The following is a 24,154-nucleotide window of genomic DNA, read 5'->3' as shown; positions in this document are numbered from 1 at the left end:
ACTGTCACACCACCCTGACCGTTTCTCGTACTGACACTTCGATCAGACTCCGAATCTCCTCATACAGCGGCAAATCAACATCTTCCTTTACTTCCAATGAAACCACCAAACCATAAGGCACTTCCACATTCAACGGCCCTGCATCCTCGCGGCATTGGACGGGAATCACCAAGTATTGCCCTTCCTGAAACGCCCGTACCTCTGCCCCCTCGATGATTTCATGCTGCAACGTTCCATTCCTGACTTGCTGCCATTGCGCCTCAGCTCTGCTGCCACCAATATCGTTTGCCGGTTCGGTTGCCTCAAACGTAAGCGCCGCTTTCCTGTACTTACGGCTATCCACGCTGATGGGCGACAGCCACGCCAGGGTAATAGTCAAACGCCGCCAGCAGTCCAAACCACTCAGGCTCGGTGGTAACGGCAATTGGTATTCGTGCCGTTGATCCTTGGCAATAACGCCGAAACCTATGGCTGTCGCCCTTGAGGCGGTACAATTTATAACTTTAGCAAAATCCGGGCGACCATAGCCAAGACAACGAGCAATCCCCTTTTTCACTTCCGTTGTGTGCTCGCCATTCAGGACAGCGCTCTCGATAATATCTGCCGCTTCGCCCCACGAAGCGCCATGCACGAGCAATGTTTTTATCAATGCCGCCATGGAGTCCTCATAATTCTCGATACCATGCTCTTCTAAAACGTCCAGTACTGCGTCATGGATGAATGAAGCGCCTCGCACGGCAAGCGCGTTCGCATTACTAGTCCCGCAAGTGTAAGTTGTGCGGGTTCTATCCCCCGCCATTACCGGCACAGCTGCGACTTTTTGTCCGGAACGTGGCGTCAATCGAGGAAGATTATATTCGCCGTCGCCAATATGGGTAAAGAATTGGCGGCCACCGGGGACAACGATATCCGGCTTTACAGAAGAGCGGAAACCGTGCCCGAGCGGCGACAATGGAGAAGGAAGGTCTGTTGACGGAAGGATGTCAAGGCAACCGTCAAGGATTACCGGAGTCGAGGCGTCATCGTGCAGAGCCCCAACCGTTAAGGAGTTGATCGATTCAGAAGGAGCCAACAGTCTTCGATTTCGCCGTTCGCCATACCATGTTCTTAAGGCAACGGAAACCTTCTCTTCACCAGTCAGGGCGGAAAATTCATCAGGTTCGACACCGAGCAAAACCGGTTCCTTGATGTTGCCGGCGCTAACACAAAACAGCACCTTGTACTTGAAAGAAAGCCAGTCTAGCAATCTTGCCGTGGGGCCAGGGAATTGATGGAACATCCGATCCGGATCGGCAACTGAGAGGTTAATAATCCTGACTGATGGGGCGGAAGCTGGTTCACCGGCAACTTCGGCAAACATCTTGCGCACGGCACGTTCGACCAAATCTTCAAAAAAGACATTCTTCGGAATCCGCTCCGGTCGTCTCTCCTGCGGCGACTCCGTGTCAGGTCTCAATATCGGCCGCACATATACCTTTCGAGTGATAGGATTTTCGCCCGCATCCAGTTCACCGTGGCAGATAAGTGAAACCATTGCAGTGCCGTGATTCATCTCCCGTGGCGGATAATCATCTGCGAAATTATCAGGATCATCGATGATGACAAAACCATTGAGGAGGTTGTGCCGAGAAAATGGCAGGCCATCCAGAACCGCCACAACCGGGGGCTCTTCGGGCTCCGGCAAGGGCGGTATATCATCCGCCACTCCATCCGCAAAGGCATCAACCGCACACTGGGGAGACGGACGGAAGAACAAAATCCCCCCATCCTGGAAAAGGGCGCTGTAATCCTCACCTAATACCCGCTCAATGTTTGCAACAGGGAGTTCAACCTTGATGGCGTGGAAATGAATTTCTTTCATATCGCACGAGGCGATAACTGTTCCCCCTTCACGGACAACTAGCGCCTCAACGTGTCGCTGACGCTCCCGTCTGCTAGGTTCATCATCTTCGTATGAAAGCTCAATTTCAAAGGCGACCATTGAAGCAGTGCCCCGCTTGTACGCGACCTCTTTTTGCCAATAATCGAGTATGCCGGTCTCTGTTACCCTGTCCTTGGCATTCCAAAAACGCATAGTGCGCAAATGGGAAAAAATCTCCCCCCAAGCCCCGGCGCCAAAGCGTAACCGTCCACCTTGCTCCCAGGTATCGAACATTCTTTTAATCTCTTGCAACGCTTGACGATTGCTGAGACTCAGGTACATCCTGCCCGGTAGAGGAGAGGCTTTTTCCTCATTGATGGCCGCCAGTATCTGTTCGGCCTGCTCACGATAATCTTCTGGAATTACGGCATGTATCTGATCATCGGAAACACCCTCTTGCAGAATACCATCCTCGTCAATGACACCGTTTGCCTTAAGAGAGGCGGTAATTTCCCTGGAATCTCTGGCATCCAAAGCAAAAACCCGATCCTTGAAAAAACGCGACCCGATTTTGGGGCGTTCAAAGAATCGGGCATCAGCCTCGACTTCCTGATCTATTTCGGCCAGCCACCTGAGCCCAGGCACCGATGCGACTGCTGTGCGGAAATTTTCCGGACGGCCGATTGTTTCCAGTACCAAAATGTTTTCTGTGCTGGTCCCTGCCGGAGCATCGGTAACAAAGGCCTCCAGCATATTTGTGAACTGTGGTCCAAGCCGTTGCCCTTGATCCTGTCTTCCCGGAAGCCTTAAGTTGTTTCTGATCATTCTGCGAGTCACTTCACGGGGCATTGGAGCAGAACGCGGCAAAAGCAGCAGCGGTTTATCCGGCATCGCTCGCCCCCCGCTTTGCCGGCACAAATCTGCGTTCCAGATTCTGCAACCGGCTCTTGATGATCTCCTTCGGGTTGTCCTGCGTATGATTCAAAATGCACCGGCGTAGGACATCCAGGCAAAACTCCTCGATCTCGGAAAAGCTGATCCCGACGAGCTTGTCGGCCAATGTGTTGTAGGCGGTCTTGAAATTGAAACCGGCCCGTTCCTCGAAATTCTTGATAAACCGAATGCGCTGTTCCTTGGTAGGGGGGGGCAGTTGAACCTTGACCTGAAACCGTCGCCAGACAGCACGGTCAAGCAGTTCGGGATGATTGCTGGCGGTGATGACAACAGTGTGAGAGGGGAGACGGTCTATCTGCAATAGCAGGGAGCTGACCACCCGCTTGATCTCTCCAGTTTCACGAGTATCTCCACGCTCTTTACCCAATGTCTCAAATTCGTCCAAGAAGATGACGCATTTTCGAGACCGAGCGACTTCAAACACCTTTTGCAGCCGGGAAGCTGTTTCGCCCAGATAACTACCAATAATGTTCTCGTAACGGACCACGATCAATGGATACATCAGTTCGGATGCGATTGCTTCAGCCAAGGTTGTCTTACCATTACCTGGCGGTCCGGCAAGAAGAATTCGATGGCGTGGTTCTATTCCGTATGAACTGAGCAGATCAGCCCGATAATGCTCTTCCACCAATTCCTGACAGATATCAAAGATGTCCTGATTGAGAACCAGATCGCTAAAACGTTTTTCAGGGATAACTTCATATACCAAATCCCTGGTACCATTTTGTATGAAAGGGGTAGTTTTGTTGGCCTGATTTGTGTGACTGGCAAGCAACTCAATCAGACGATCCGAAAGGATGTGATGATTTTTTGCGCGTTCATCCGCAGCCAGCGCTTCGACGGATTTCCGCAATGTAAGGCCGTCGTTGCCGATAGCTGATTTTACTATGCTCAATAATATATCGGCTCTAGCCATATGCGGCTCCAATAAATGAGAAAAATTGCATAAGTATAGCATGCTTAGCCACTGCGTTGGAAGCAGTTTCTAGGCAGCGGCTTATTTAGTCAACTCAAGGGTTATGGGGAACGTTATCAAAGCCTGCTCGCCTGATACCAGTACCAGAAAGCCTCGGGATTGACCGACATCAGCCGGTTGAGACGTTCCCATTCTCCCACAATCTTTAACTCTCGAAGCTCTGCAGGAGGAGGGATCGCCTTGAATGCTGCCAGCGAAGAACCTGACTCTTCGTTCCTAATAAGTTTGGCCATCAGCGCAGCCTTGGCCGCCGCCAGCTTGGCCATGTCCAGGTTGAACCGGTGGTCGACAAGATGAGAGGTTAATTTTCGTGCTCCATCTACCAACAGGAGCGCTTCCGGCGAGTCTTTAACCCCCTTTAGCAGATGCATGCTCAGGCTGAGTGATGCCTGGATTGTATCTTCCAAGGCGTCTGCCGGAACAAATCCTCCACCCCGGTATACATTTTCCTGCGCAAAGACTTTCTGATAAACTCGGCGCACAGCCGGCAGGTCTTCTGCAAGGTTGAACAACTCCCCGACATCGAAAAGTTGCTTGACGATCTGCATCGTGTCGGCAGGCTTACCATTGTTCGGCACAAACGGCACACCCGTTGTTCTCGGCGCAAAGGCCGTCAGCTTGTCTGCCAGCAGACTCTCCACCGTGGGGATCGTGACCGGGATTTCACGACGAATCTCAAGAATGCTCGGCGTAATCGGTTTGACAATGGCGTCATGAGGAACTTCCCGTTCTTCCACAACATCCAGCAAGACGAATGGAGCGTCATTGTTGCCATCGAGGGAAGTGTAGAAGAATTTGAAGTGGCGGCGCTCCGGCAATCCACGAAAGCCACGCTCATGCTCTTCGTAGCGGACAAACGGCGGGACCTGAGCTACCTGTGCAAGAACTCGATCAAGTTCTGCACCTGGGGCCGAGCAGAGAATGTCAATATCTATGGAGAGTCGACGGACAATAGGGACATGGAGCAGGAGGCTGGTTCCTCCTTTGAAGACGAACTTCAGCTCGCTTTCTGCCAGATGCCCCAAAAGGGCAAAGGCGTGGAGCGCCTTCTCCAGCAATCCCGGATCAACACCCTTAAGCTCTTTCTTTTTCTGGTCTAGCCAGCCGGCAGTAAAACAAATATCGTGGATCATTTTTTAACCCATTAACGCCTCAAAAATTTAATAGTGGGGAATTAGTGGGCCAATTCCACGCTTTCTACTTTTTCTCTCTTCGCCTCTGAATAACCAAGAAAAGCAGTAACTTGCAGCAATCCAGATCTGAGCACAGCATCGACAATTCGTTGGACTTCGGTAGAATCCATCAGGTGAAGCTTTGAGGCTTCGATCTTAAGGTCAATTAGAGCCTTTTCGATTGGAGCTACCTGGTCTTTACTTTCCGGTTGCTTTTGTATTGAGGGACGCAAGATCACCGTCCTGTCTCCCGGTTTGATGTAGCGCTCAACTTCACTCTTGCCGGGATCGGCCCATGCATCCCAACCATTCTCTTTCAGGGTTTCGGCCACGCTGTTCAGGGTGTCACCCTCGGCGTAAAGGAAAATAGTCGGTTGGGCGATAAGGTGGAGGGCAAAGGGATTGAACTGGACCGTGGACCAGCAGCAGAAATCAAGGAGCGGAAATGCTTTCTTCACTGCCCGGATTATCTTCGCGACCGGCTTAGGATCAAGATTGACCGGTTTTGTATGGTGGCTGTACCAGCCACGTCCGGCATCAGAAACAATACCGGAGGACATGGCGTCGCTCATGTATTCACGGAGGGTATCGTCAGCCAGTTCGATTTCGGCATCAGCCAGGGTTTGTTTGACTGCCGAGAGAGAGAAATAGGAGTGTTTTTCTTTGAGAGCAGGAAGAATCCGGGTAATCAAAGCAGACTTGTGGTCAATGCTGAATGAAGTTGGTTTCTGTTCAATTATGGCAATTTCATCTGGAAGCAGCTTGAACAGTCGGTAAACAATGGAGTTAATCTCCCTTTCTATTAAATCGAGCTGAGGACCAGTTGTTTTCCTTGCTTGTTGTGCAAGAACTTCAAGGCGATCTTTGTCTGCCTTTGAAGCATCAGGAATGGGCAGTGGCGCGACATACATGGGTTTAAACTCAAAATAGCCATTTTGTTTGCTTGCAGCAGTTTGCTGAATAATCCACCAGATGACTGAAGAATTCAGCACTGAGCAAAGGAAAAGAGCTTCCTCAGAGGCGCAAATACTTGTCTTGTCGTTGCTATAGTACCCTTCATCATCGTAAGCAAAAGCGCACTGACGCTCGATTGCAGGAATGATCACTTTGGGTTTGGTAAATTCTTGAAGGTAGGAAGGCTTCGGATTGTTATCCAACTCCAGCCAGTGATGTTGGCCTTCACCTTTGCCTCCTCTTGAAGAAGTACATTGACCACGTTCTTTAAGCTTCTTTTCGTGTTTCTTCAGATGCTTAAGAATTGCCGGATAATTATTGAGGTTTTCGTGAAAGCCGAATGGAAAGGCAATTACATAGAGTTGTGCCCATGAAACATTCCATCGCTTTACATCTCGCCCGCGCAACCATGGTTTGATAAGCTCCGCAGATTTTGGGTCTTCAGCAATCAGAGTATCTCTCGTGATGCTGTCTAAAACAAAGGCCTCATTATATCCAGTGATAATGCCTCGATACAAACTACCCTTAACGTAACTTGAGAGAGGGGTACCCCTCTTTGTTAGAGTTTCTAATAGCTTCAACGATTCTTGAGACTCCAAATGCCAGCCGTCCGAACGCATTGATTGCTGAGATATTTCAAATCCTCTATTTGCTACAATTTCTGCTATGCGATTTAACTGATCACCCTTGTCCCAGGCATAGGCACGAAGAGTGTGGTTTTCTGCGGGAGATTGGCGAGAGCCGATAATTATTGAGGCATAAGCAATGGCATCAAAAACCGGAGCATCCCCAAAATCAATGAGTTCATTAATTGTGAGTTGTTGTCCTAGAAAGCCTCGCAGCTTCTCTCCATAGGCTGATCGATAATATTTATTGGAACTTATGAAAGTTAGTATGCCATTTTCTTTAAGCAACTTTACTGCACGTTCGTAAAAAAAGACGAAAAGATCGGCCCTGCTGGCAGCTGTTTCATAATGGTCAAGGTTTCCACGATAATGGCTAATGGTTTCATGTCTTACATAAGGGGGATTTGCAATGAATATGTCAAACCCACCCTGCTCAAACACATCCTGAAAGAACAGATGCCAGAGGAAATAGGGACGTTCCGGCTTTTCTTCCAATTCCTGCAATTTTTCCTTTTTCAGGGTAATTGATTTCAGGCCATCCTCAAGCGCTGCAAGCCTCTGTTCATCCTTCTTGGCAGGCTTCCACCCCTTAACAAGTCCGGCCTTGCGCTTGATCTCTGCTTTGCGCAACTGAAGCTCATCACTGAACTTCTCTTCCTGTATCTGCAGGTTGTAATCAATGTGATCCAACACGAAGCGATCAATTTGTTTGTGTAGTTCCTGCTTCTCGGTCGGATTGGTCACGTCAAAATACTTGTTTATTAAAGAGGAGATTTCTTTAGCCCTGGCGTTGCTCTCATGCGATTGCGTAAATTCCAGCAGATCCCCGGGAAACATCTGTCCCTGGCCCTGTTTTGAAAACACTTCCACCTTGAAACCTTTTGATTGTTGCAGGTTATCCAGCGGAATCCCCTCAAACGACTCCAGCAGTGAGTCCCCCTGCATGATCTTGTAATCCAGGTTAGGGAGCGGGCGGGGCTCGTCCTCATCCACGATCAGCGACAGCCAGAAACGAAGGCGGGCGATCTCCACCGCGCCGGCATCGATATCCACCCCATAGATGGAGTTCTGAATGATTTTCAGCTTGGTTTCTGCCGGGTCCAGTGTCCAGTCGAGGGTCAGTTTGATCCAGTAGATTTCCTGTAGCAGGCCGATTGGAAAGGCGCCGGAGCCAATGGCCGGATCACAAATCTTCAGGCGGTCGAGCAGTTCTTCTATGCGCTTTGCATTCTGACGTACCCAATTGTTCTTATCCGTCGCAGAACCAGCATCTTTGAAGCGGACTAGCTGTACCAACTCATCCCGCTCTCCCAGGTGCTGCTGCAGGTAGTGGATCAGGCTCTGCTGACACATATACTGGACAATGGCCTTAGGAGTGTAGAAAGCCCCTTTGTCCTTATTATCCTCCAACAGGTTTTCAAAGATGTGGCCCAGCATCTCTGGATCAATGCCGACCTCGTGATCATCCGGATCATTTTCATCGATGGTGAAGTTGTACTGACCGAAGAATTCCAGTAGTTGTTCAAAAAGCGTGGCAGGGAAATCAAGCTTTTCCACTGGCAGCGGCTTATGGTCGTTCGGCAACTTTTCATGCTCGAACAGACCACCGTTCAGGTACGGTACGCGTGTGCCGGTAACTGCAAAAATGGCATTGGGGCGGTCGGGACGATTGAGGGCTTCGAAGAAGAGCGGCACAAGCCTGATGGAGTAGAATTTTTCCTTGTCTGGACAGGACAGGAAAAGGTTGCGCACAAAGTCCCGTTCGCCGTTGATCCAATCGGTGCGGTCGGCAGGACAACCGAGCCACCCTTTCTTCTGTATGAAGTGGAGAAAAACAAGGCGGCCCAGCAGGCGCTTGGCAAAGTCACGTACCGGCTTGTTCGCCTTGTCCTGTTCTTTGTCATCCGCCATGCGGGGAATTCCAAAGACCTGTTGCGGAGCCGTGCCAGCCAATAGGTGATTAACAAAGGTGGTGTAATGCTCCTTGTAGAGATTGAAGAACTCCTTGTTGAGCTTTTCCACCGAGAACGCATCAACGACATCGGTTAGAGTTGCCCTATCCTGCTTTTCGGCAAGTTGACTCAGTCGTCGTGCCGCGGTGGTGCAGGTCTCGTGGGGGCCGAGCAAGTAGGTGAAGCGCTTGGTGGCGGTCTGCCGTTCGACAAACTCGCCGTCGTCATTGAACTCCGACTCTTTGGCAGTGAAGGTGAAGCGATAATCTTCGTTCTGGCCGGTGAAGATGACCAGCACACCGTGGTTGTTCTCCTGATCAATGTACCTGGCAACCAGGTTGCGCAGCTCCACCCGGTTACGCTGGATTTTCTTCTTGGGGGTCAAGGCAACTTCAAAGATCGCCAGTTTTTTATCGTCGTGCAGCCGGACGCTCCCCAGTTCCAGAAACGATGCCACATCCTTGTTCTCACAGAGGACAGCATGGGGCTGGGCCAGGATGGAGACATTGGGAAACGTTTCCCGCAGTATCGCCTGCCAGGCAGCGCGATCGTAAGGTTGCTGCAGCAGTTGTTTCAGCTCGATATGATTCATGAAGAGAATGACTCCGATATGATGATTTCAGGTTTGAGCTCCCCGATGGTCTGGACATCAAACAGCGGCAAGGCTGCGTTTTCAAATTCGTCATCCAGCGGATAACGGTCGAGAATCTCCATCAGCTTGTCGAGCAGCGTAACCGGCGTCAACTTGGTCTTGCTCTGACTCTTGAAAAGGTCATTCACCCCCCGCTGTAGTTTGGCGAATTTAGCTAGTTTGACGGCATGCTTGGCAGCATGAATGCGTTTCTTCTCAACATCGCTGATGAAGGGCAATTTGAGAAAAGCATCGAGGTACGCTAGCGCCTTGCGTTCGTTTGGTCCTTGGGTGGTGTCCACCACTTTGTGCTGCACCGCTTCCGCCTGCAGTTTGTCAGCGAAATCCAGCATGGCTAGGTTCACATGGTCGTGGTGGCGCTCGTGAAGCGGCTGGAGCGGCTCATCAACTGTTGCGCGATATATTCGTGCAGTTTCCAGAAAGCTCAACTCCTCAATCTCGTCAATTGGGCCAATAGCGTAAAACGCGTCACGCTTCTGGTTACGAATAAAGGTGACCGTCTTACTGTCCAGAACCGCCACGGACCTGCCTGTCCTGGCTCGCAGGGGAAGATTGCGGATACGGCGGAACTTTTCCGGGTTATCCCTTTTGAAACGTCTCAACTCCATCAGCAGGGTAAGCCGCTCATCCTTTTCTTCCTGAATATCCTTGTCAAACAGACCGAAGGTTTCAAACTCCTCGTCCTCTGAATATATCTGGCTGTCCTCACCGAGGGCCGAATGAAAGGCCTGGAGCTTCATGATCGCCTTTTTCTGCAATTCGAGATCGTTGTCCACTTTGGCCGTGGGATAGAAGTTGTAGATATGGATTTTCGGGGCAGTCGTACCGATGCGGTTCACCCTGCCAATCCGTTGCATGAGCCGGGTTGAGTTCCAGGGGGTATCGTAGTTGATTATAACATTGGCCTGGTGGAGGTTCACCCCCTCAGCCAGAACCTCGGTGGACAGGAGAATATTGAATTCATTGACCTGCTGATCAAGGGGGAGGTTGGCGTCGAAGTTTGCCCGGACTGCCGGCATCCGCTCCTTCCGGTTATGGGAATCAATGGTGAGGACCTTGTCAAAGCCATGCTTCGCCAGCTCTTTCTTCAGATAGTCGGTGGTCTCTTTCGCTTCTGAAAATACCACCAGCTTGCCGCCGTGGTTGATACGCCGCTCAAACAGCTCACCGCGAAGATAGACCAGGAACTCGTCCAGCTTGGGGTCGGTCTGTACCCTGAGCCACTGTTTGGTAAGGGCATCAAGTATCTCGTAATCCCGCTGCAGATTTGGCAGAAAGTCATCACGGAAATCATCGGGAGTGCATATTTCAATAGTCGGGTCAGTGTCCCGCTTCTCGGCAATCTTGGCAACAAGCTCGTCTTCGCGTCCTTCGAGAATATAGGTTGAAACGTCAAGATTGGGGGCGATGTAGATGGTCCCGCTCTCGAACATACTGACCATCGCCCATGTCGCTTCCTTAAAGCGCCGGAGCGATTCCCTGAAGGCATGAAAGCTGCTGTCCAGTCTCTTGATCAGCAGGGTCTTCATGATGTTGGCCAACTGGGCGGAAATCCGGTCAGCATTCTGGTACTTCAGCTTCTTGTCAGGTTTCAGGAACCCGATGGCGCGGTAGCGGTTATAGGCAAGATCAGTCACCAGGATCTTTGCAGTCTGGTCGTAAAGCCTTTCCAGCTCCGGCTCCAGCTTGTATAGAATCTTGTGCGGCTTCTCCACCTTAGGAAAGATGATCCCCTGTTCGTCCAGGTCCTTCTTGTAATCCGCGGCATCGACGAGATCGGTCCTGGTGCGGCGGACGGTCAGATGCGTCACCACCTTTTCCCGGATGAGATCGTAAATGCGCTTTACCTCATGCCGGGCAGCGCTGGCGTCAAGGTTCCGCAGTGCGTTTTCGTATTCCTTGATTCGCTGGTTGAAGAAGCGCTGCAGGTTGCCGATTTCCAGAGAAGAGTCTTTGCCGTCCTGGAAAAGCAGGATGAGGTTGCGGATATCTGCAGGACGGTTGTTGAGCGGTGTTGCCGAAACAAGGATTACCTTCTTCTTCGCCAAAGTATCATCCTTCAAGCGGCGCTTCGTCGGTGTCTTGCATATCCGCTGAAGCAGGTCATAGGCATCGGCAGTGTCGTTACGGAACTTGTGGGCCTCATCGATGATGACGAGGTCGTATTTTTCCGGATGGGTCAGCTTGTGCAGACTACCGTTGGAGACCAGCTTATAGTTATCCAGACGGAACTTCTCCAGGGTTTTCTCCCAAGAGTCCTTCAGTGCAGGCGGAACAATGATAAGCGTGTGGGAGCGGTGCTCGGGGAAACCGTTGTGAAAGTAGAATTTCCTGGCGATCAGGACGGCGATAATTGTTTTGCCTAGACCGACAACATCGGCAAGAAAAAAGCCGTTGTGCTTCTGCAGCAGGTCAAAGCCCTGTTTAACGGCATCTCCCTGGTAGGAAAGCCGTTTGAATCCGTCCGGAAGATCTTCAATTGCGTTGGGGTCGAACTCAATGGCCGACCCGAAATACTCTGTCAGAAATTTGATGTACAGCTCGAATGGAGTCAGATCGGAACGAAGATAAGACTCCTCTTTGACCTTGGAAACATCTCTCGGCAGGATCGACACCCCCTCCTGCCAGAGCGTTTCAAACTCCTGGGTGGCAAACTGAACATCATCAAATGTGTTCAGCAGTACATTGAATTCATAGTTCCTGGAAGCTTCTTTCGTGCCGAGACCGGCATCAGTCAAGTTTGATGAGCCGGTTATGACCGCTCCGGCCTTGTGTTCATTGAAACCTTGCGGCCGGAAAATGTAAATCTTGGCGTGCAGCCGCTTGGAAGGGTGAGCACGGATCTCCAGTTTCTTGGAAACCACATCATCCACAAATTGAACGATGCCGTCTTCCACCTCGCTGGAATAGCGAGACTCCTGGATGTCACTGCGCAGTGTTTTGCGAAACTCCTCCACAGCCCGATCCAAGTCGGGATGAAACAGCAGCCCCTGCTTTTGGTAGTCAGAAATGATTGTATCAACGTTGATTCCGACAAGAATGCGGATATTGGGAACATGTTGCAGAAACGGGCGGATTGAAAAATACCCGGACGCACGCAGAAAGCCTACCAGCGCATCAAAAAATTGTATGTCCCGGTTATGTTCGAAAATGCCCTTGAATTTATTGAGCAGGGTATTGTCGCCGGCGTTTGTAAAAAAGCGTGTAGACATGCGCTTTCCTTCTGAACTCTGATTAAAATGTTAGACGAAGCGAGTATTATCCCGCGAGATAAATGCGATCTATAATAACATGGGTATGTGTCAGATAATGTCTCAGCAGATTGCACAAGGGCTCAAATATCTGGTTCGATCGTTGTATTTATGTAAACCTGCCATTGCCTATCTTTTGCCGCCCCCTTGATGCTTAGTCTTGGTAGTAGCGCAGTTGGCACCGGGCACTTCTTCCGAACATATTCAGCAAGCTGAACGACCTTGTCCTTTTCGCCAAGCAGCTCCAGCAGGTAGCCAAGCCTCTGTGCATATGACACTGGGGATAGTTCGGCAACTTCGACAAGGCGCTTGGGATCGATGCATTCAGCCAGCTCGATCAAAATGGTTGCAACATTATCCAGGCCGGCGCAATGGCTAACATAACCGACCACGTCGAGAGCGGTTGCCTCGGGCGTTGATACTTTTATCGTACCGGCAGTGGTGTTACGAAACTCAGTGGGGATTGCTGCTGCATTTTTCCGATAAACAAACTGAACCCTGATATTGCCACAGGTTATCGGCCTGCGGACCTTTGCCACCATAACTTGAAAGATCTGCGGCCGCTGATGTGCCGCCCCATGATATTCTGCTGCACTCAAGAGACCGGCATAATAGACCTCTCCCAAATGCTCCATGAGATCTGGGATAAACTGGGCTGGTGGCACACAACCTACGCTTCGGTGCATCGGGAGAAGAATTACGTAGAAGCCGCGGTACGGCATTGCTATTTCGCCCTTTTTCAGCAGGCGATGCAGGGCAGATTTGACCGCAACCTCAGAAGAACCGGACAGCTTGAGGAACTCCTGATAGGTGAAACAAGAGCGGCCCTCCGCTGCTAAACTATCGACCAGACCAAGATACATACGCCATCTCTAACCTCTTTGAATTTCGCGCATAAAATAGCATGTGTTGCTTTTATTTGCAAACAATCAATATGAAATGATGTTCATCGAGCATTTGACTGACTACGAAGAGAATCCTATATTTCAAGCAGGTTATATTCTGTATCGATAGGGACTGCTATGGACAAAACAAAAGACACCCGAGTCAGCCGGGACCAGTTGTATGAAGAGGTATGGGCGGAGCCGATGACTACTGTCGCACTGAAGTACAAGGTTTCATCGAGTTTTCTTGCCCGAATCTGCACTCGACTGAAGGTCCCTCGGCCACAAAGGGGCTACTGGGCGATGTATGCGACCGGCAAACGCCCCAAGAAACCACCGTTGCCAGCTGCCAGTCCGGGGGACGAACTGGAATGGGCGCGAGATGGCGAAGCGAGACGGGCGCCGTTAAAGTTTGAATATAAGCCACCAAAAATCAAACGCCGGAAGCGCAGTGAGCTTCCGGCACTCCATTCGCTGCTTGTGGGCTTTCAGGAACGTCTGAATGAAGGACGAGAATCTTACTTCAACCCGTTCATCAGGCCCATCAAAAGGCTCCTTCCGGATATAATCACATCCAAGGAAATGGCAAGTCGCACCATTGATGTGGCAAACGAACTCTATCTGGATCTTGAGGCACACGGGCATCAGGTAAAATTTTCTCCGCACGGGCAGCGCCTATGGCGTCGCATGATCGACGAGCGTGAAAAGAAGAGAGGTGATAACCACAATTCTGATCTATGGTCTCCGTCACGGCCTACCCTGGTGTTCATCGGCAGCGTAGCCATAGGGCTTACCGTCTACGAGATGACCGAGTATGTGGAGGTGCGGCACATTGATGGAGAGTACATAAAGGTTACTGACCTTACCCCGCAGCAGTTGAAAAGAGCTGCACGATCGTACTCGTGGACGTCCACACGTGACATGCCGAGCGGCAGGCTATGCATTCAGGCGTATTCGCCATATCCAGGGACGCAATGGGCGAGGCAATGGCAGGAAGCAAAGGCGGGGGATTTCCCAAGTAAACTTCACGCGATCATAAAAGAACTAGAAGTTACATCCGCTTCGATTGCCAAACAGGTTGAAGAAGCTGAACGCAAGGCAGAAATTCAGAGACAACAGCTTGAGCAGCAACGCGAGATCGAGCGAAAACGATGGGAGGAGGAGAAAGCGAAACAGGCACTGGAAGACGCCGAACGCCGGCGGGTCGAAGCTAGCAAGGACAGTCGGGATGAATTGTCCGACATCATCAAGGCTTGGGCCAAGGCAAAGAGGGTCGAGGAGTTTTTTGCCGATGTTGAGCGCCGAGCTGTCAATCTGGAGGAGGAGCAGAAAGCCGCTGTCCTGGAACGCCTGGCGCTGGCGCGAACGATGATCGACAGTACCGACGCATTGCAATGGCTTGCAGCTTGGAAGACACCGGAGGAAAGAACTGCGGGAAATAGTAGCAATTTTTGGTGAATCGGGATAAATAAAGGGTCTTGGGATGCAGTGAGTCGACCCATTAACTCCGCACTTTTTCAATAATGTGGAGTTGATGGGTTCAACTCAGACCCCATTAAAGACACGGTCAAAATATCTTTTTGAGGTATTTTTGGAGGTATCGACGACACATACGCAATTTCTTTATGTTACATATCATATTGTTACACAATCGGTTCGATATCGTCCCTGGCACCAGTAAAATCAAGCCTCCGCATACCGACGCGGGGGCTTTTTGTTACTAACGCCTCTGCTCAAGCCATAAGGCTTCGTCAATTTCTCTTTAAAAGCTTTCGTCAGTTTTTTGACCCCACCTCTTCGTTACATACTCGTTCCGGCTCCAAATCAAGCACCCTCAGGATTCCCCCCCACTAATAACCATGGATGGCAAAGAAGTTGCATTGAGCTCGTTGCCGAATAATTCATGAAACGCAACTTAAGGGAGGGGATACAGATGGGAGCCGAACCTTACGCAGAATCGGCCGCCAGACCAGCTTTTCAACAGCAGGATCAGGATGAATGGGAAGTTGCCGATATCGCCGACCTTAAGCAGCAACTGAACGAAGCCGTATTTCTCGGCCGATTCATGGGAGCGATCAGTGCCACCCTGGATCCCGGTGATATATGCGCAATAGCATCAAGGTGGCTCTACGATTACGTTCCATACCTGCGGATCGTCTTCGCCCTCTCTCCGAAACTGCTCTCCCAGCCGCTGATATATTCTCCCGGAGTAGGCAAAGATAAATCCATCGACCCAACTCTCCCTGCATCTGAAGATCAATGGGTCGCGGAGTACTTCAAAGGCCTCGCGAGCCTCAGCATGATCTGTTCCGCGGACGGGGAAATCCGGTGTCGCCGCCACGCGCTACAGCTGCCGGAAGAACTAGGCTCACTAATAATCTATTTCGACGAAGGAAGCAGCGCAAGCTTCTCTGCCAGTTTCCTCACGAACCTGCGTGAAAACTTTTCCCACGCATTGAAAAACGCCCTTGAACATAGCAAACTCAAGGAACTTGCAATGCGCGACGGGCTGACAGGTCTTTTCAATCGCAGAGCTTTCGACGAGATGCTGGATATCGAAGCAAGACGAGGAGAGTTGATGCCCGTTTCGCTTCTTATGATCGATCTGGACGATTTCAAACAGATAAACGACACCTACGGCCACCAGGCCGGTGATCAGGTGCTTGCACGCTTCGGCAAGATCCTCCGGGACAACTGCCGCGGCTCGGATCTCGTAGCACGGTATGGGGGAGAGGAATTTGCGGTTATGTTGCCTACGACCACCTCTTCCATAGCTTTCATGATCGCGAAACGGCTGCGGACAAAACTTTCTGAAACCACCTTCGTCTTCAACGACAGACTTGTGCGTCTGACTGCAAGTATAGGCATAGCGTACGCTGCAGATGCAGCGAAGCCGTCCAGCGACCTCGTCCGCCGTGCCGACCAGGCGCTTTACCGTGCGAAAAAAAGCGGTAAGAACCGGACGTGCGTCTACGCAGCGAAATCGGTGGAACTGGTCAAGAAGCCGGCTCCGACGAAGCTACGGTATGCCCAGCTACAGCCTGAGTTTCAAGTAAGGGAGTAAAAGGAACTGCAAGAACATTACGGGGTCGCAAACTGCGACGCAAGACACACCATAAGGAGGGGAAGCGGTTTCTGCCTGATCATATTACCTACCGATAGAAGCTCTGCCCTGAGTCGTTCCCCCTCCCGAACCACACGGCGTGCCCGCCACTCAGTGCGCACGTAGGGTGACAGAAGTTTGACAGCCTCGCTTAGCTTCTGGCTGACCACGACCCTCTCTTTAAAATCACTCAACTCCCCTTCCCTCAGCCTTTTCTTCAGGTCGGTGAACTCTGACTCAAAAAAACTGATGACGCTTTCCTGAATTGAATGCTCGCTTGTCATGGACAGTCCCAAGGTGGATTGCCGGCTAGCTTTACTTCACCAGCCAACGTCCTGCTTGAGTGTACTAATCGGCACCGGAATGTCTTCCTTTAGCTCTCATGAGAAAACCGGCAAGCAATCACAACCGGGATCTGCACCATCAAGAGATTCGGTCAATACCAGGGCCCTTCCGCGACAGCCTCCTTTGCAAGAAGAAAGCTCGCCACACCCTATGCAACCGCCGGGGGACGACATGATCCGGCCTCTGGTATGTATCTTCGCCTCCGAAAAAACAATGTCATACAGAGAGGAGTTTCGCAGGTTCCCGAGCGAGATCGGAAGGGTGGGACAGGGAAAGACCTCCCCGCCTGGGGCGATGTAGAGCATGGTGTTGGCCGCCTGGCAGCCTCCATCAGGAAAGGGACGTGAGGGAAAGAAAATCTTCCAGAGAAACGGGTCGTGGATCGTGATGTTCAAAGTGGGGGAAGAAATTTGGCCCAGGGATGCGGCCAGCTCGATTTTCTCTTCGTGCGTGAGGTGGAAACACGATACCGACAGGTCGGGAAGGAGTCGCTGCATGGGGAGAACAAGTTGGCGTATTCCGTTCCCGGCGCAGAAGGCGAGAACCATCGGCAGCTCACGCCAGTTGCTCATGGTCACTTCATACTGAATCCCCAAAGGATGGGGCCAAGCGCGGAATACCTGCAATTGCTCAAACGAATCGACCTTCACCAGGACCGACTTTACTTTCAGCGTTTTGATTTCTTCTGTGCGCGATGCAGCCTCAAGGATATCCAGCGCGATCGTAACGGAGAGGCCTGTGTCGCCAAGGCATTGAAGTAGGTTCTTGCAGGAAGATAAGGCAGATCCGGCATCGATGTTGAGACTCAGTATTTTCAGCCTGAGGATGTCGAAACATACCGCCGCCGGATCCATACCCTCTTCTGCCCTGGGTAAATCCCAGTAAAGCCTGATCGGCACCTTCAACTCGAACATGTCAGATCCAGCAGTGCGGATCGGGACTGTTCATATCCCCCGTCAACGCGAAAGCCCTTGCGCTGCATCCGCCGATGCAATCGGCGTAACTCCCGCAGGTAGTGCATTTCCCCTTCGGCTGCTTGTTCCGCATCTTTTCCAGAACGGATGAAGTCCGCCAGACCTCTTTGAGCTCGTCGCTCACTATATTCCCGATCACGAGAGGAATGAATCCGCAGGGAGTAATATCACCATTCGCTTTTATATTCAGTGACAACTTGCCGCAGACGCTCCCCTTAACGGGCTTGCTGTCGCCGGTTAGACCAAGGGAAGCTATGATGGGGTCGTCCAGGGATATATCCAGCTCCTTAACCTGCTGCTTCACCTGGAGGGCCTGCCGGTAAAATTCCTGCCACTTCTCCGGGGAGAGGTCAAGTTCATCCCTGTTCGCGAGCCCGAGACCCGAGCACTTGAAGTTGTGAAAATTGAGCTGGGCTACCTGATGACGCAGTGCAAAATCCACCAACTGGTCGATGTGTTCGTGGTTGAATGTGCATATGACGGTGGAGATTGATGTCCTGATACCTGCTTTCCGCAGATGTAGGAGCGCCGCGACGGCCTGCTCATAGCTGCCGGGCACGCCGCGGAACCGGTCGTGAACCTCGGGGATATGGCTGTCGATGCTGATCCCTACCTTGGAAAATCCGGCTTCCTTGAGCGCTGCTGCACACTTCGCATCGATGAGGTAGCCGTTGCTGTTCATGGACACAGTCATTCCCAGGCCGTTGGCGTAGCTGGCGATGTCCAGCAGGTCGCGCCGCAACAAAGGCTCTCCCCCTCCGAAATTTACCGAAAGGACACCTGCCCCTGCGACTTTCTCAAGACAATGAAGGAGTGTTTCTCTTCCCAGCTCCTCGGAAGAATCCCCTCTGCTGTAACAGTGCCGGCACTTGAAATTACATGTATTGTTGATGGCCCAGTTTATGGTAAGGGGGGCAGAAAGAACAATCTCATTTCCCATAGGTGATAAACCCCTGCGCCGCAAGTCCCTCCAGGAACTGGCGCACGTCTTCCCGCAACACGTCCTCCTCCACATCGAACTCCCGAAGCAGCTCCAAGACAATTTCCTCCGAAGTCTTCCCCTCGCATGTTTTCCAGATTTCCGTCCCGAGCATGTTGAGGGTCACCATCACGCCATTGGCAAAGAGCAGCGATGTACCTATGTCCTCGATATCCTCACCACGCTCCAGCCCGTCCGCTGCCCGGTCGCGGGCGTCGTCTTCCTCCCGCCACATTACGTCCGGATTCCGATAAATTGTTGCCATAAAGCCTCCGAAAGTTACTCCCTTTCGATCCTGAAGCTGAATCTGAGGGAGTAAGGAGCCAGCCGGATCACCGCCGCGGAGATGATGAGCGCCGCCAGCGAAACCGCTGCCAGCAGCAGATAAACCTTGTCGACCCCCTGGTCGTCAGCCACGTACCCGCCAACGGCTGTGGCGATTGAGCCCATTCCCATTATGAAGAAGAAGTTCCAGCCGAATCCTTTCCCATAGGCGCTGCGGGGTGTACAGCGAGCGATAAGCGAGTTCTGCAGCGGCTGCCAGCCGTAGAAAACGAGACTGAACAGGATGCTTGCCGCTATGAGTGGCGTATCGGAAAGCCTGCTCACGTAGTAGAGCGCCGGTATGACGACCAGGTAAATCATGATATGAGCCATTTCCGGCCGTCTGAGACGATCGGAAACATAACCGCCGAGCCACTGCCCGAATACGCCGACGGAGAGCACCATAGAGGTCACCAATCCAGCAAGCACCACCGGCTGCTCGGAACTCGAAATGAAATAGATATCTTGCTGGAACAGAGAGGGGAAAAAGGTGAGCGAGCCGCGGTATATGAAACCGAAGGCAATAGAGCCGGCATAAAGAAGAAGAAGCGGCACAGGAAGAACCTTTACCGCATCCCGGTCAGCCGGAATGGTGTCTATGGCAGACATGACGGGCGAACGCAGCCGAAGGAGTTCCGGAGAAAGGAGGGTCCTGAACGACAGATTCTCCTCATTCTCAATGCTGATCCGCTGGACGGCAAGGGCAAACAGCAACCCCATCAGGCCGAAAGAGAGGTATGCCGCGCGCCATGTGTCGAAGAGCGTCACCATCAGCCCTGCGAAAAGCGGGGCCAGCGAAAGCCCGATGTTGCCAAGAATGCCGTGCAGGCTGAGAGCCTTGCCTTTTTTCTCGATGTGCCGCGCGATGAGGGAGAGTCCCGCAGGGTGGTAAATGCTTGCAGCCAGCCCCAGTAGGGCATAAGAGGCTGCAAACGCCCAACTGGTGGGAGAGACGCCGACGAGCAGGGCAGAAAGGGCCATACCGAAAAGTCCGAGTGTCAGGATTTTTTTTGCTCCGATACGGTCGGCAAGAATCCCGGCTGGAATCGATCCGGCGCCAAAGAGGAAGTAGCCTAGATTGACGACGGTGCCAAGTGCGAAGAAACCGAGGGACTGCTCACCTGCCAGAACTACCATCACTGCCGGAAGAAGAGTCATGTAACCGTGGGTGAAGCAGTGGGACAGGCTTGCAATCCACGCCGCCTTCCGCTCGTTTACGGTCATTCCCCTGCCTCCCGAACCTTTTCCTTCAGTATCGGCTCGACGACGACGGCGGCAACATCGGGATCAAATTTCTTATCGAAGACAAGTTCTCCTATCTTCTGCATGTTGATCGTCCCGAACCAGTTGTTCCGGGCATCCACATCCGTCTCCTGTTCGTCGGCGATGGCTATGTTGTATTCCTTGTTGTCGTAGATGTTGTTGCTGTTGATCTTCGTGCCGGAAGACTTGTAGAGGTAGATGCCCTTAAGGTTACCGCTGATATCGTTGTTGCTGATCGTCGCTTCGCTCTGCTCCTTTGGCCAAATCCCGAAGAACTTGTTGTCTTTGATCGTGTTGTGGCTTATGACCGCCTTTGAATTCCGGAAGGTAATCCCCCCCTTGTTGTTGTAAATGCGATTGTGGGTGGCGTTCAGGTCGGAAGCGATGCCGAACCAGGGGACCCCGGGAATCTCCTCTTCCTTTTTTATGCTTATGGCGACAGCGTTTTTAGAAAATTCGTTATGATGCACCTGCACGGCCGCGCCGTGGGCGTGAAGCCCATTGTAGGCGAAAAGGATTTTGCAGTACTCGACAGCATTGCCGCTGCTGCCAAGGAGGTTTATGGCCCCCCAGTCAGCCGGGCGGGCATCGCGCTCGGCGGAGGTGAAAACAATGATATCCTTGGGTGTGCCCCGAGCGACGAAACGTCCGCGGATTATCAGCTCCGCCTCAGGGTAATAGGGGGAATCGTAGCCGAACAGGTTTCTGCCGCTCGACTGGTCGATACGCTTGAACTTTATGGTGGTTCCCGGAGCGATGGTGAGAGTCACCCCCGGGGGGACATAAACATCACCGGTCACTCTGACCACACCGGACCATGTGGTGTCCTTGGTGATGGTGGTCATCCCGATCTCGGTGGCGTTGTCGCTGCAACCCGAGATGCAGGCGGAAAAGAGCGCCGTGGAGATGACTACCACCTTTTTCCCGACGCCGGCCAGTAGCTTCTTGAATAACGCTTCGTTCATAAGCTTAAGCAAAAGAGATCACCTTGTCTGTTTCATCCTGTTGTTAAGGGACGTAAGCGCGGAGACGAGAATGGCGCGTTTGCCGGCTTCAACCTCCCGGTTCATTCCCTTGCGTATCAGACCGGCGTTCACCTCAAGGCTACGCCGGTAAGCTGCCTCGGCCTCCTTCAGCTTACCCATCTGCTCGAAAGCGAACCCCATGTTGTAGTGCACCATGGTATCGTCGGGTGCAATTCCAATTGCCTTCCGGAACCAGGAAACAGCCTCTTCGTATTTGCGCTCCTTTATCCTCACGAGCCCCATGCCGTCATGTGCGTCAAAGTTGCGCGGCTCCGCCCGAAGGACGTCTCCGAAGCACCTCTCCGCTTCCTTCAACTTGTTCTTGCGGTAGAGAACCACTCCCAGCTTGTTGCGTGTCACATTGTCCCTTGGATTAAGATCGAGGACGATCTTGTATTCGGTTTCGGCAATGGCATCGGGAAGAAATCCCGATTCTGGATGAGCCGAAGCGGGCAAAGGGAGAAGAGCAGGCATGAAGAGCGCAACAAGAAGCGACGCCGGAAGGAAAAATGAACGTCCCGTACCCATGCTAGAGCATCCTGAAGTGACTGATGGAGGAATAGAGGGTCACTGCTCCGATCAACGTTACAATGACTGCGCTGACGAAAGCTATCCGCGGTGCCAGCCGCTCGGTATCGACAAACTTTTGCGCTGCCTTCACTCCGCTCACTACGACAAGCCCGATGGCCACCAATGACGCTGCCAGCCCGAGGCTGAAAACAAGGACCAGAGCGAGCCCCTTTCCTATATCGCCTACCGATGCCGAAGCAAGCAGAATCGCCAAGGCTGCCGGGCACGGCACAATCCCACCTGAAATTCCCAGCAGAATCAGGCCGAGGGGGCCGAGCTTGCGATCTGCCGTTATGGCAGGATCATCAATCACCGGGTGGTGGCTATGGTGATGACTATGGTCATGGCTGTGGTCGTGATCATGATGGTGGTGGTCGTGGCCGTGATGATGGCCGTGACGATGAAACAGGTGAAAATGGTGATGATGCCCATGCCCGCCCCTGCGGGGCCACCGTGTTACTAGCATCCAGATACCGATACCGAGGATGATGAGACTGGCGACGATCCCGAGGTATCCATGCAACTGGTCGTCGGTGAAGTACCTGGAGGACATTTTAGCCACTACCCCAAGAAGGATAATGCTGAACGAGTGCGTGAACGTGACGACCAGCCCAAGGATGACCGCATCGATGGGCCTTCCGCGGGAGCCGACGAGATAGGCGGCGACGACCGTCTTCCCGTGCCCCGGCTCCAGAGAGTGCGCAGCGCCGAGAAGAAAAGCCGCCGCGTATATGCCGAAGATGCCAAAAGTGCTCAGTTCCATAGATTTTTCCTGGAAAACCTCCTTATAAAACATAAAACCACACCAATGCACATAACCGCGAACCCGGCGAATACCAGCGGCCTGCCCGGATCCTTTACGACCTGTATACCGGCATACGTCCTGCCCTGTTCATCTCTTGCTACCTGCGTATTGTAGAAATGAAGACCACGCCAAGTAAAGGGATGGTTCACCTCTGCAACCCCCTTAGCCTCAGCGCCCTCAGCAGAAAGGAGAATGTCTACCCAGAGACGTTTGAGAACGGGGTCCCTGAAAGCGACGAGCTTGAACCGGTACGGAAACTCCGGTGGGAGATGAGCGGCACCTGCCGTATCACAGGTCCCGACGACTCGACCGGCTTGCATCACCGTAAGACGGAGAACTTGGGCGGCTACATCGAAATCGTCCGCGAGAACTTCAAACTCGCCGAGAGTGAAACTTTCTCCGGTTCTCAGGGTGTGAAGGGAAACCTTTTCCTGACCGCGCAATACGCCTACCTTGACCGGCACCGGATAATATTCCCGGTTCACTCTTCGAACATTCAGCTCCATGCCGAGAGGCACATCGCGCTGCAAATCCCACCGGTACACCTGATCGATGGAAGTATCCTCGTAGATGTTAACAGTACCCACAAATCCGAAGGAAGTGAGAATGCAACCCACGAGCGTCAACAGCACTCCGCCATGCAGTATAAGAACCGGCCTCGAAATCGTTCTGATTCTGCGAACGGTGCACAGGACGAGGTTTAACCCGAGCAGCGCAAGCAGCACCAGGAAGAACGGGTTTTTGTAAACTACTTCCCTGTTCTCCAGGAATGTGCCGGGGATGGCGACAAGGCTGACGATGAGGAACAGAACAACGGCAAGTTCCGTCGAGGCCAAAAACTTATATGACTTTTTGACCGCTCCGCCGGTCATTGAAACCAGGCGCCTCGGATCATATCAATTTCTTCGCTTTCAGAAAATCACGAGCGATTTTTCGAGGTTTCTCGTCTGATCCGGCTGCCTTTACGACCTTGCTGTATGTCTCATCGCTGAAGATATTCGACAGCTTGTTGATCAGCTTAGGTAGTGCAGGAAGGTTGCTGAGTGTTTCCATGGAAATGACCGGAGCCGCATAGGCACTTCCTCCGATCGGGTCGAGCCACACGAGATTCATGCTCCTGCGGTACTCGTTCTTCAGCAGGTCGTACGCTGCTTTCCCGGAGAGATCCTTCCCTTTCCCGGTAAGGCCTGAAGCGCGGTTAGGGCTCTCTATGATCAGGCCTACCTCCCCCTTTTTCACTGCCCCATACAGCTCCCGGGCATCCTTGAACTGAAGAATCTTCACCGTCGTCCCGGTCCGTTCGTTTACCAGCACGGAGATCATCTCCGCGAGGAGAACTTCGCTATGCGTCGGCGTGACCCCTACATAGAGGGTTCTGCCGACACAGGCAACCGACTCGCCCGCTGAAAGCAGAAGCAACAGCAGTACAACAACCATCGTGCGTTTCATCGTCAACCTCCGGCACTACTTATCCCGCGTGCAGA

The 24,154-nt window shown here is 52.2% G+C and carries 18 protein-coding genes; 2 read left to right on the top strand and 16 right to left on the bottom strand.

The window, feature by feature from the left end; genetic code table 11:
• Nucleotides 1-4 precede the first annotated feature (4 nt).
• From CFB04_RS14500 to CFB04_RS14475, 6 genes are all read right to left on the bottom strand, one after another.
• Nucleotides 5-2,752: a S8 family peptidase gene (locus CFB04_RS14500; protein WP_157698807.1), complete on the bottom strand. Its 2,748-nt coding sequence runs from the start codon at nt 2,750-2,752 to the stop codon at nt 5-7.
• Nucleotides 2,742-3,731 (bottom strand): AAA family ATPase, encoded by a 990-nt coding sequence (locus tag CFB04_RS14495; RefSeq protein WP_088536014.1) that lies wholly within the window; start codon nt 3,729-3,731, stop codon nt 2,742-2,744. Before CFB04_RS14495 ends, CFB04_RS14500 begins: the two co-directional genes overlap by 11 nt.
• A gap of 116 nt (nt 3,732-3,847) precedes the next feature.
• Complete coding sequence (locus CFB04_RS14490; RefSeq protein ID WP_088536012.1) at nt 3,848-4,924, bottom strand: nucleotidyl transferase AbiEii/AbiGii toxin family protein; 1,077 nt, start codon at nt 4,922-4,924, stop codon at nt 3,848-3,850.
• 41 nt (nt 4,925-4,965) lie between these two features.
• Complete coding sequence (locus tag CFB04_RS14485) at nt 4,966-9,087, bottom strand: DUF6577 family protein (protein WP_088536010.1); 4,122 nt, start codon at nt 9,085-9,087, stop codon at nt 4,966-4,968.
• On the bottom strand, nt 9,084-12,359 hold the full coding sequence (locus tag CFB04_RS14480) for a helicase-related protein (protein WP_088536007.1): 3,276 nt from the start codon (nt 12,357-12,359) through the stop codon (nt 9,084-9,086). Before CFB04_RS14480 ends, CFB04_RS14485 begins: the two co-directional genes overlap by 4 nt.
• 122 nt (nt 12,360-12,481) lie before the next feature.
• On the bottom strand, nt 12,482-13,261 hold the full coding sequence (locus CFB04_RS14475) for a type IV toxin-antitoxin system AbiEi family antitoxin (RefSeq protein ID WP_088536005.1): 780 nt from the start codon (nt 13,259-13,261) through the stop codon (nt 12,482-12,484).
• A 159-nt stretch (nt 13,262-13,420) separates the two neighbouring features.
• Here CFB04_RS14475 and CFB04_RS14470 point away from each other — a divergent pair, with 159 nt between their 5' ends.
• Together CFB04_RS14470 and CFB04_RS14465 are read left to right on the top strand one after the other, a co-directional pair.
• Nucleotides 13,421-14,740 carry a hypothetical protein gene (locus CFB04_RS14470; RefSeq protein WP_088536003.1) on the top strand — a complete coding sequence of 440 codons (1,320 nt, stop codon included), beginning with the start codon at nt 13,421-13,423 and terminating at the stop codon, nt 14,738-14,740.
• Nucleotides 14,741-15,185: 445 nt separating this feature from the next.
• Entirely contained in the window at nt 15,186-16,346 is a 1,161-nt protein-coding gene (locus CFB04_RS14465; protein WP_088536001.1) for a GGDEF domain-containing protein, read from the top strand.
• 17 nt (nt 16,347-16,363) lie between these two features.
• Here the strand turns inward: CFB04_RS14465 and CFB04_RS14460 are convergent, their stop codons facing one another.
• The 10 genes from CFB04_RS14460 to CFB04_RS14415 all read right to left on the bottom strand — a co-directional run bounded on the left by CFB04_RS14460 (nt 16,364) and on the right by CFB04_RS14415 (nt 24,119).
• The gene (locus CFB04_RS14460) at nt 16,364-16,669 is read right to left on the bottom strand and encodes a hypothetical protein (protein ID WP_088535999.1); all 306 of its coding nucleotides are present in this window, start codon (nt 16,667-16,669) and stop codon (nt 16,364-16,366) included.
• A 96-nt stretch (nt 16,670-16,765) separates the two neighbouring features.
• Nucleotides 16,766-17,644, bottom strand: coding sequence for an SPASM domain-containing protein (locus tag CFB04_RS14455; RefSeq protein ID WP_088535997.1), 879 nt, complete (start codon nt 17,642-17,644; stop codon nt 16,766-16,768).
• Nucleotide 17,645: 1 nt separating this feature from the next.
• Complete coding sequence (locus CFB04_RS14450) at nt 17,646-18,644, bottom strand: GeoRSP system radical SAM/SPASM protein (protein WP_088535995.1); 999 nt, start codon at nt 18,642-18,644, stop codon at nt 17,646-17,648.
• Entirely contained in the window at nt 18,634-18,948 is a 315-nt protein-coding gene (locus tag CFB04_RS14445) for a GeoRSP system PqqD family peptide chaperone (protein ID WP_088535993.1), read from the bottom strand. The genes CFB04_RS14450 and CFB04_RS14445 overlap by 11 nt, the downstream gene beginning before the upstream one ends.
• Nucleotides 18,949-18,962: 14 nt before the next feature.
• On the bottom strand, nt 18,963-20,231 hold the full coding sequence (locus tag CFB04_RS14440; RefSeq protein ID WP_088535992.1) for an MFS transporter: 1,269 nt from the start codon (nt 20,229-20,231) through the stop codon (nt 18,963-18,965).
• Complete coding sequence (locus tag CFB04_RS14435; protein ID WP_088535990.1) at nt 20,228-21,247, bottom strand: right-handed parallel beta-helix repeat-containing protein; 1,020 nt, start codon at nt 21,245-21,247, stop codon at nt 20,228-20,230. Before CFB04_RS14435 ends, CFB04_RS14440 begins: the two co-directional genes overlap by 4 nt.
• A 6-nt stretch (nt 21,248-21,253) precedes the next feature.
• Nucleotides 21,254-21,823 carry a tetratricopeptide repeat protein gene (locus tag CFB04_RS14430; RefSeq protein WP_088535988.1) on the bottom strand — a complete coding sequence of 190 codons (570 nt, stop codon included), beginning with the start codon at nt 21,821-21,823 and terminating at the stop codon, nt 21,254-21,256.
• Nucleotide 21,824: 1 nt separating this feature from the next.
• Nucleotides 21,825-22,628 (bottom strand): sulfite exporter TauE/SafE family protein, encoded by an 804-nt coding sequence (locus tag CFB04_RS14425; RefSeq protein WP_157698806.1) that lies wholly within the window; start codon nt 22,626-22,628, stop codon nt 21,825-21,827.
• Nucleotides 22,619-23,542: a ResB-like family cytochrome C biogenesis protein gene (locus CFB04_RS14420; RefSeq protein ID WP_088535984.1), complete on the bottom strand. Its 924-nt coding sequence runs from the start codon at nt 23,540-23,542 to the stop codon at nt 22,619-22,621. The genes CFB04_RS14425 and CFB04_RS14420 overlap by 10 nt, the downstream gene beginning before the upstream one ends.
• A gap of 19 nt (nt 23,543-23,561) precedes the next feature.
• A complete protein-coding gene (locus tag CFB04_RS14415; protein ID WP_088535982.1) occupies nt 23,562-24,119 on the bottom strand; it encodes a glycine betaine ABC transporter substrate-binding protein in 558 nt (185 codons plus the stop codon).
• Nucleotides 24,120-24,154 lie beyond the last annotated feature (35 nt).

It is taken from the genome of Geobacter sp. DSM 9736 (assembly GCF_900187405.1).
Taxonomy (GTDB): domain Bacteria; phylum Desulfobacterota; class Desulfuromonadia; order Geobacterales; family Geobacteraceae; genus DSM-9736.
The sequence above is the reverse complement of the archived record's forward strand: the minus strand, read 5'-3'. Positions and strand labels throughout refer to the sequence as shown.

Excerpts from the sequence above, each read along its gene's own strand:
- CFB04_RS14490 (WP_088536012.1), bottom strand. The coding sequence starts at position 4,924 with ATGATCCACGATATTTGTTTTACTGCCGGCTGGCTAGACCAGAAAAAG.
- CFB04_RS14460 (WP_088535999.1), bottom strand. The coding sequence starts at position 16,669 with ATGACAAGCGAGCATTCAATTCAGGAAAGCGTCATCAGTTTTTTTGAG.
- CFB04_RS14440 (WP_088535992.1), bottom strand. The coding sequence starts at position 20,231 with ATGACCGTAAACGAGCGGAAGGCGGCGTGGATTGCAAGCCTGTCCCAC.
- CFB04_RS14425 (WP_157698806.1), bottom strand. The coding sequence starts at position 22,628 with ATGGAACTGAGCACTTTTGGCATCTTCGGCATATACGCGGCGGCTTTT.
- CFB04_RS14445 (WP_088535993.1), bottom strand. The coding sequence starts at position 18,948 with ATGGCAACAATTTATCGGAATCCGGACGTAATGTGGCGGGAGGAAGAC.
- CFB04_RS14450 (WP_088535995.1), bottom strand. The coding sequence starts at position 18,644 with ATGGGAAATGAGATTGTTCTTTCTGCCCCCCTTACCATAAACTGGGCC.
- CFB04_RS14415 (WP_088535982.1), bottom strand. The coding sequence starts at position 24,119 with ATGAAACGCACGATGGTTGTTGTACTGCTGTTGCTTCTGCTTTCAGCG.
- CFB04_RS14465 (WP_088536001.1), top strand. The coding sequence starts at position 15,186 with ATGAAACGCAACTTAAGGGAGGGGATACAGATGGGAGCCGAACCTTAC.
- CFB04_RS14480 (WP_088536007.1), bottom strand. The coding sequence starts at position 12,359 with ATGTCTACACGCTTTTTTACAAACGCCGGCGACAATACCCTGCTCAAT.
- CFB04_RS14470 (WP_088536003.1), top strand. The coding sequence starts at position 13,421 with ATGGACAAAACAAAAGACACCCGAGTCAGCCGGGACCAGTTGTATGAA.
- CFB04_RS14485 (WP_088536010.1), bottom strand. The coding sequence starts at position 9,087 with ATGAATCATATCGAGCTGAAACAACTGCTGCAGCAACCTTACGATCGC.
- CFB04_RS14500 (WP_157698807.1), bottom strand. The coding sequence starts at position 2,752 with ATGCCGGATAAACCGCTGCTGCTTTTGCCGCGTTCTGCTCCAATGCCC.
- CFB04_RS14455 (WP_088535997.1), bottom strand. The coding sequence starts at position 17,644 with ATGTTCGAGTTGAAGGTGCCGATCAGGCTTTACTGGGATTTACCCAGG.
- CFB04_RS14420 (WP_088535984.1), bottom strand. The coding sequence starts at position 23,542 with ATGACCGGCGGAGCGGTCAAAAAGTCATATAAGTTTTTGGCCTCGACG.
- CFB04_RS14495 (WP_088536014.1), bottom strand. The coding sequence starts at position 3,731 with ATGGCTAGAGCCGATATATTATTGAGCATAGTAAAATCAGCTATCGGC.
- CFB04_RS14430 (WP_088535988.1), bottom strand. The coding sequence starts at position 21,823 with ATGGGTACGGGACGTTCATTTTTCCTTCCGGCGTCGCTTCTTGTTGCG.
- CFB04_RS14475 (WP_088536005.1), bottom strand. The coding sequence starts at position 13,261 with ATGTATCTTGGTCTGGTCGATAGTTTAGCAGCGGAGGGCCGCTCTTGT.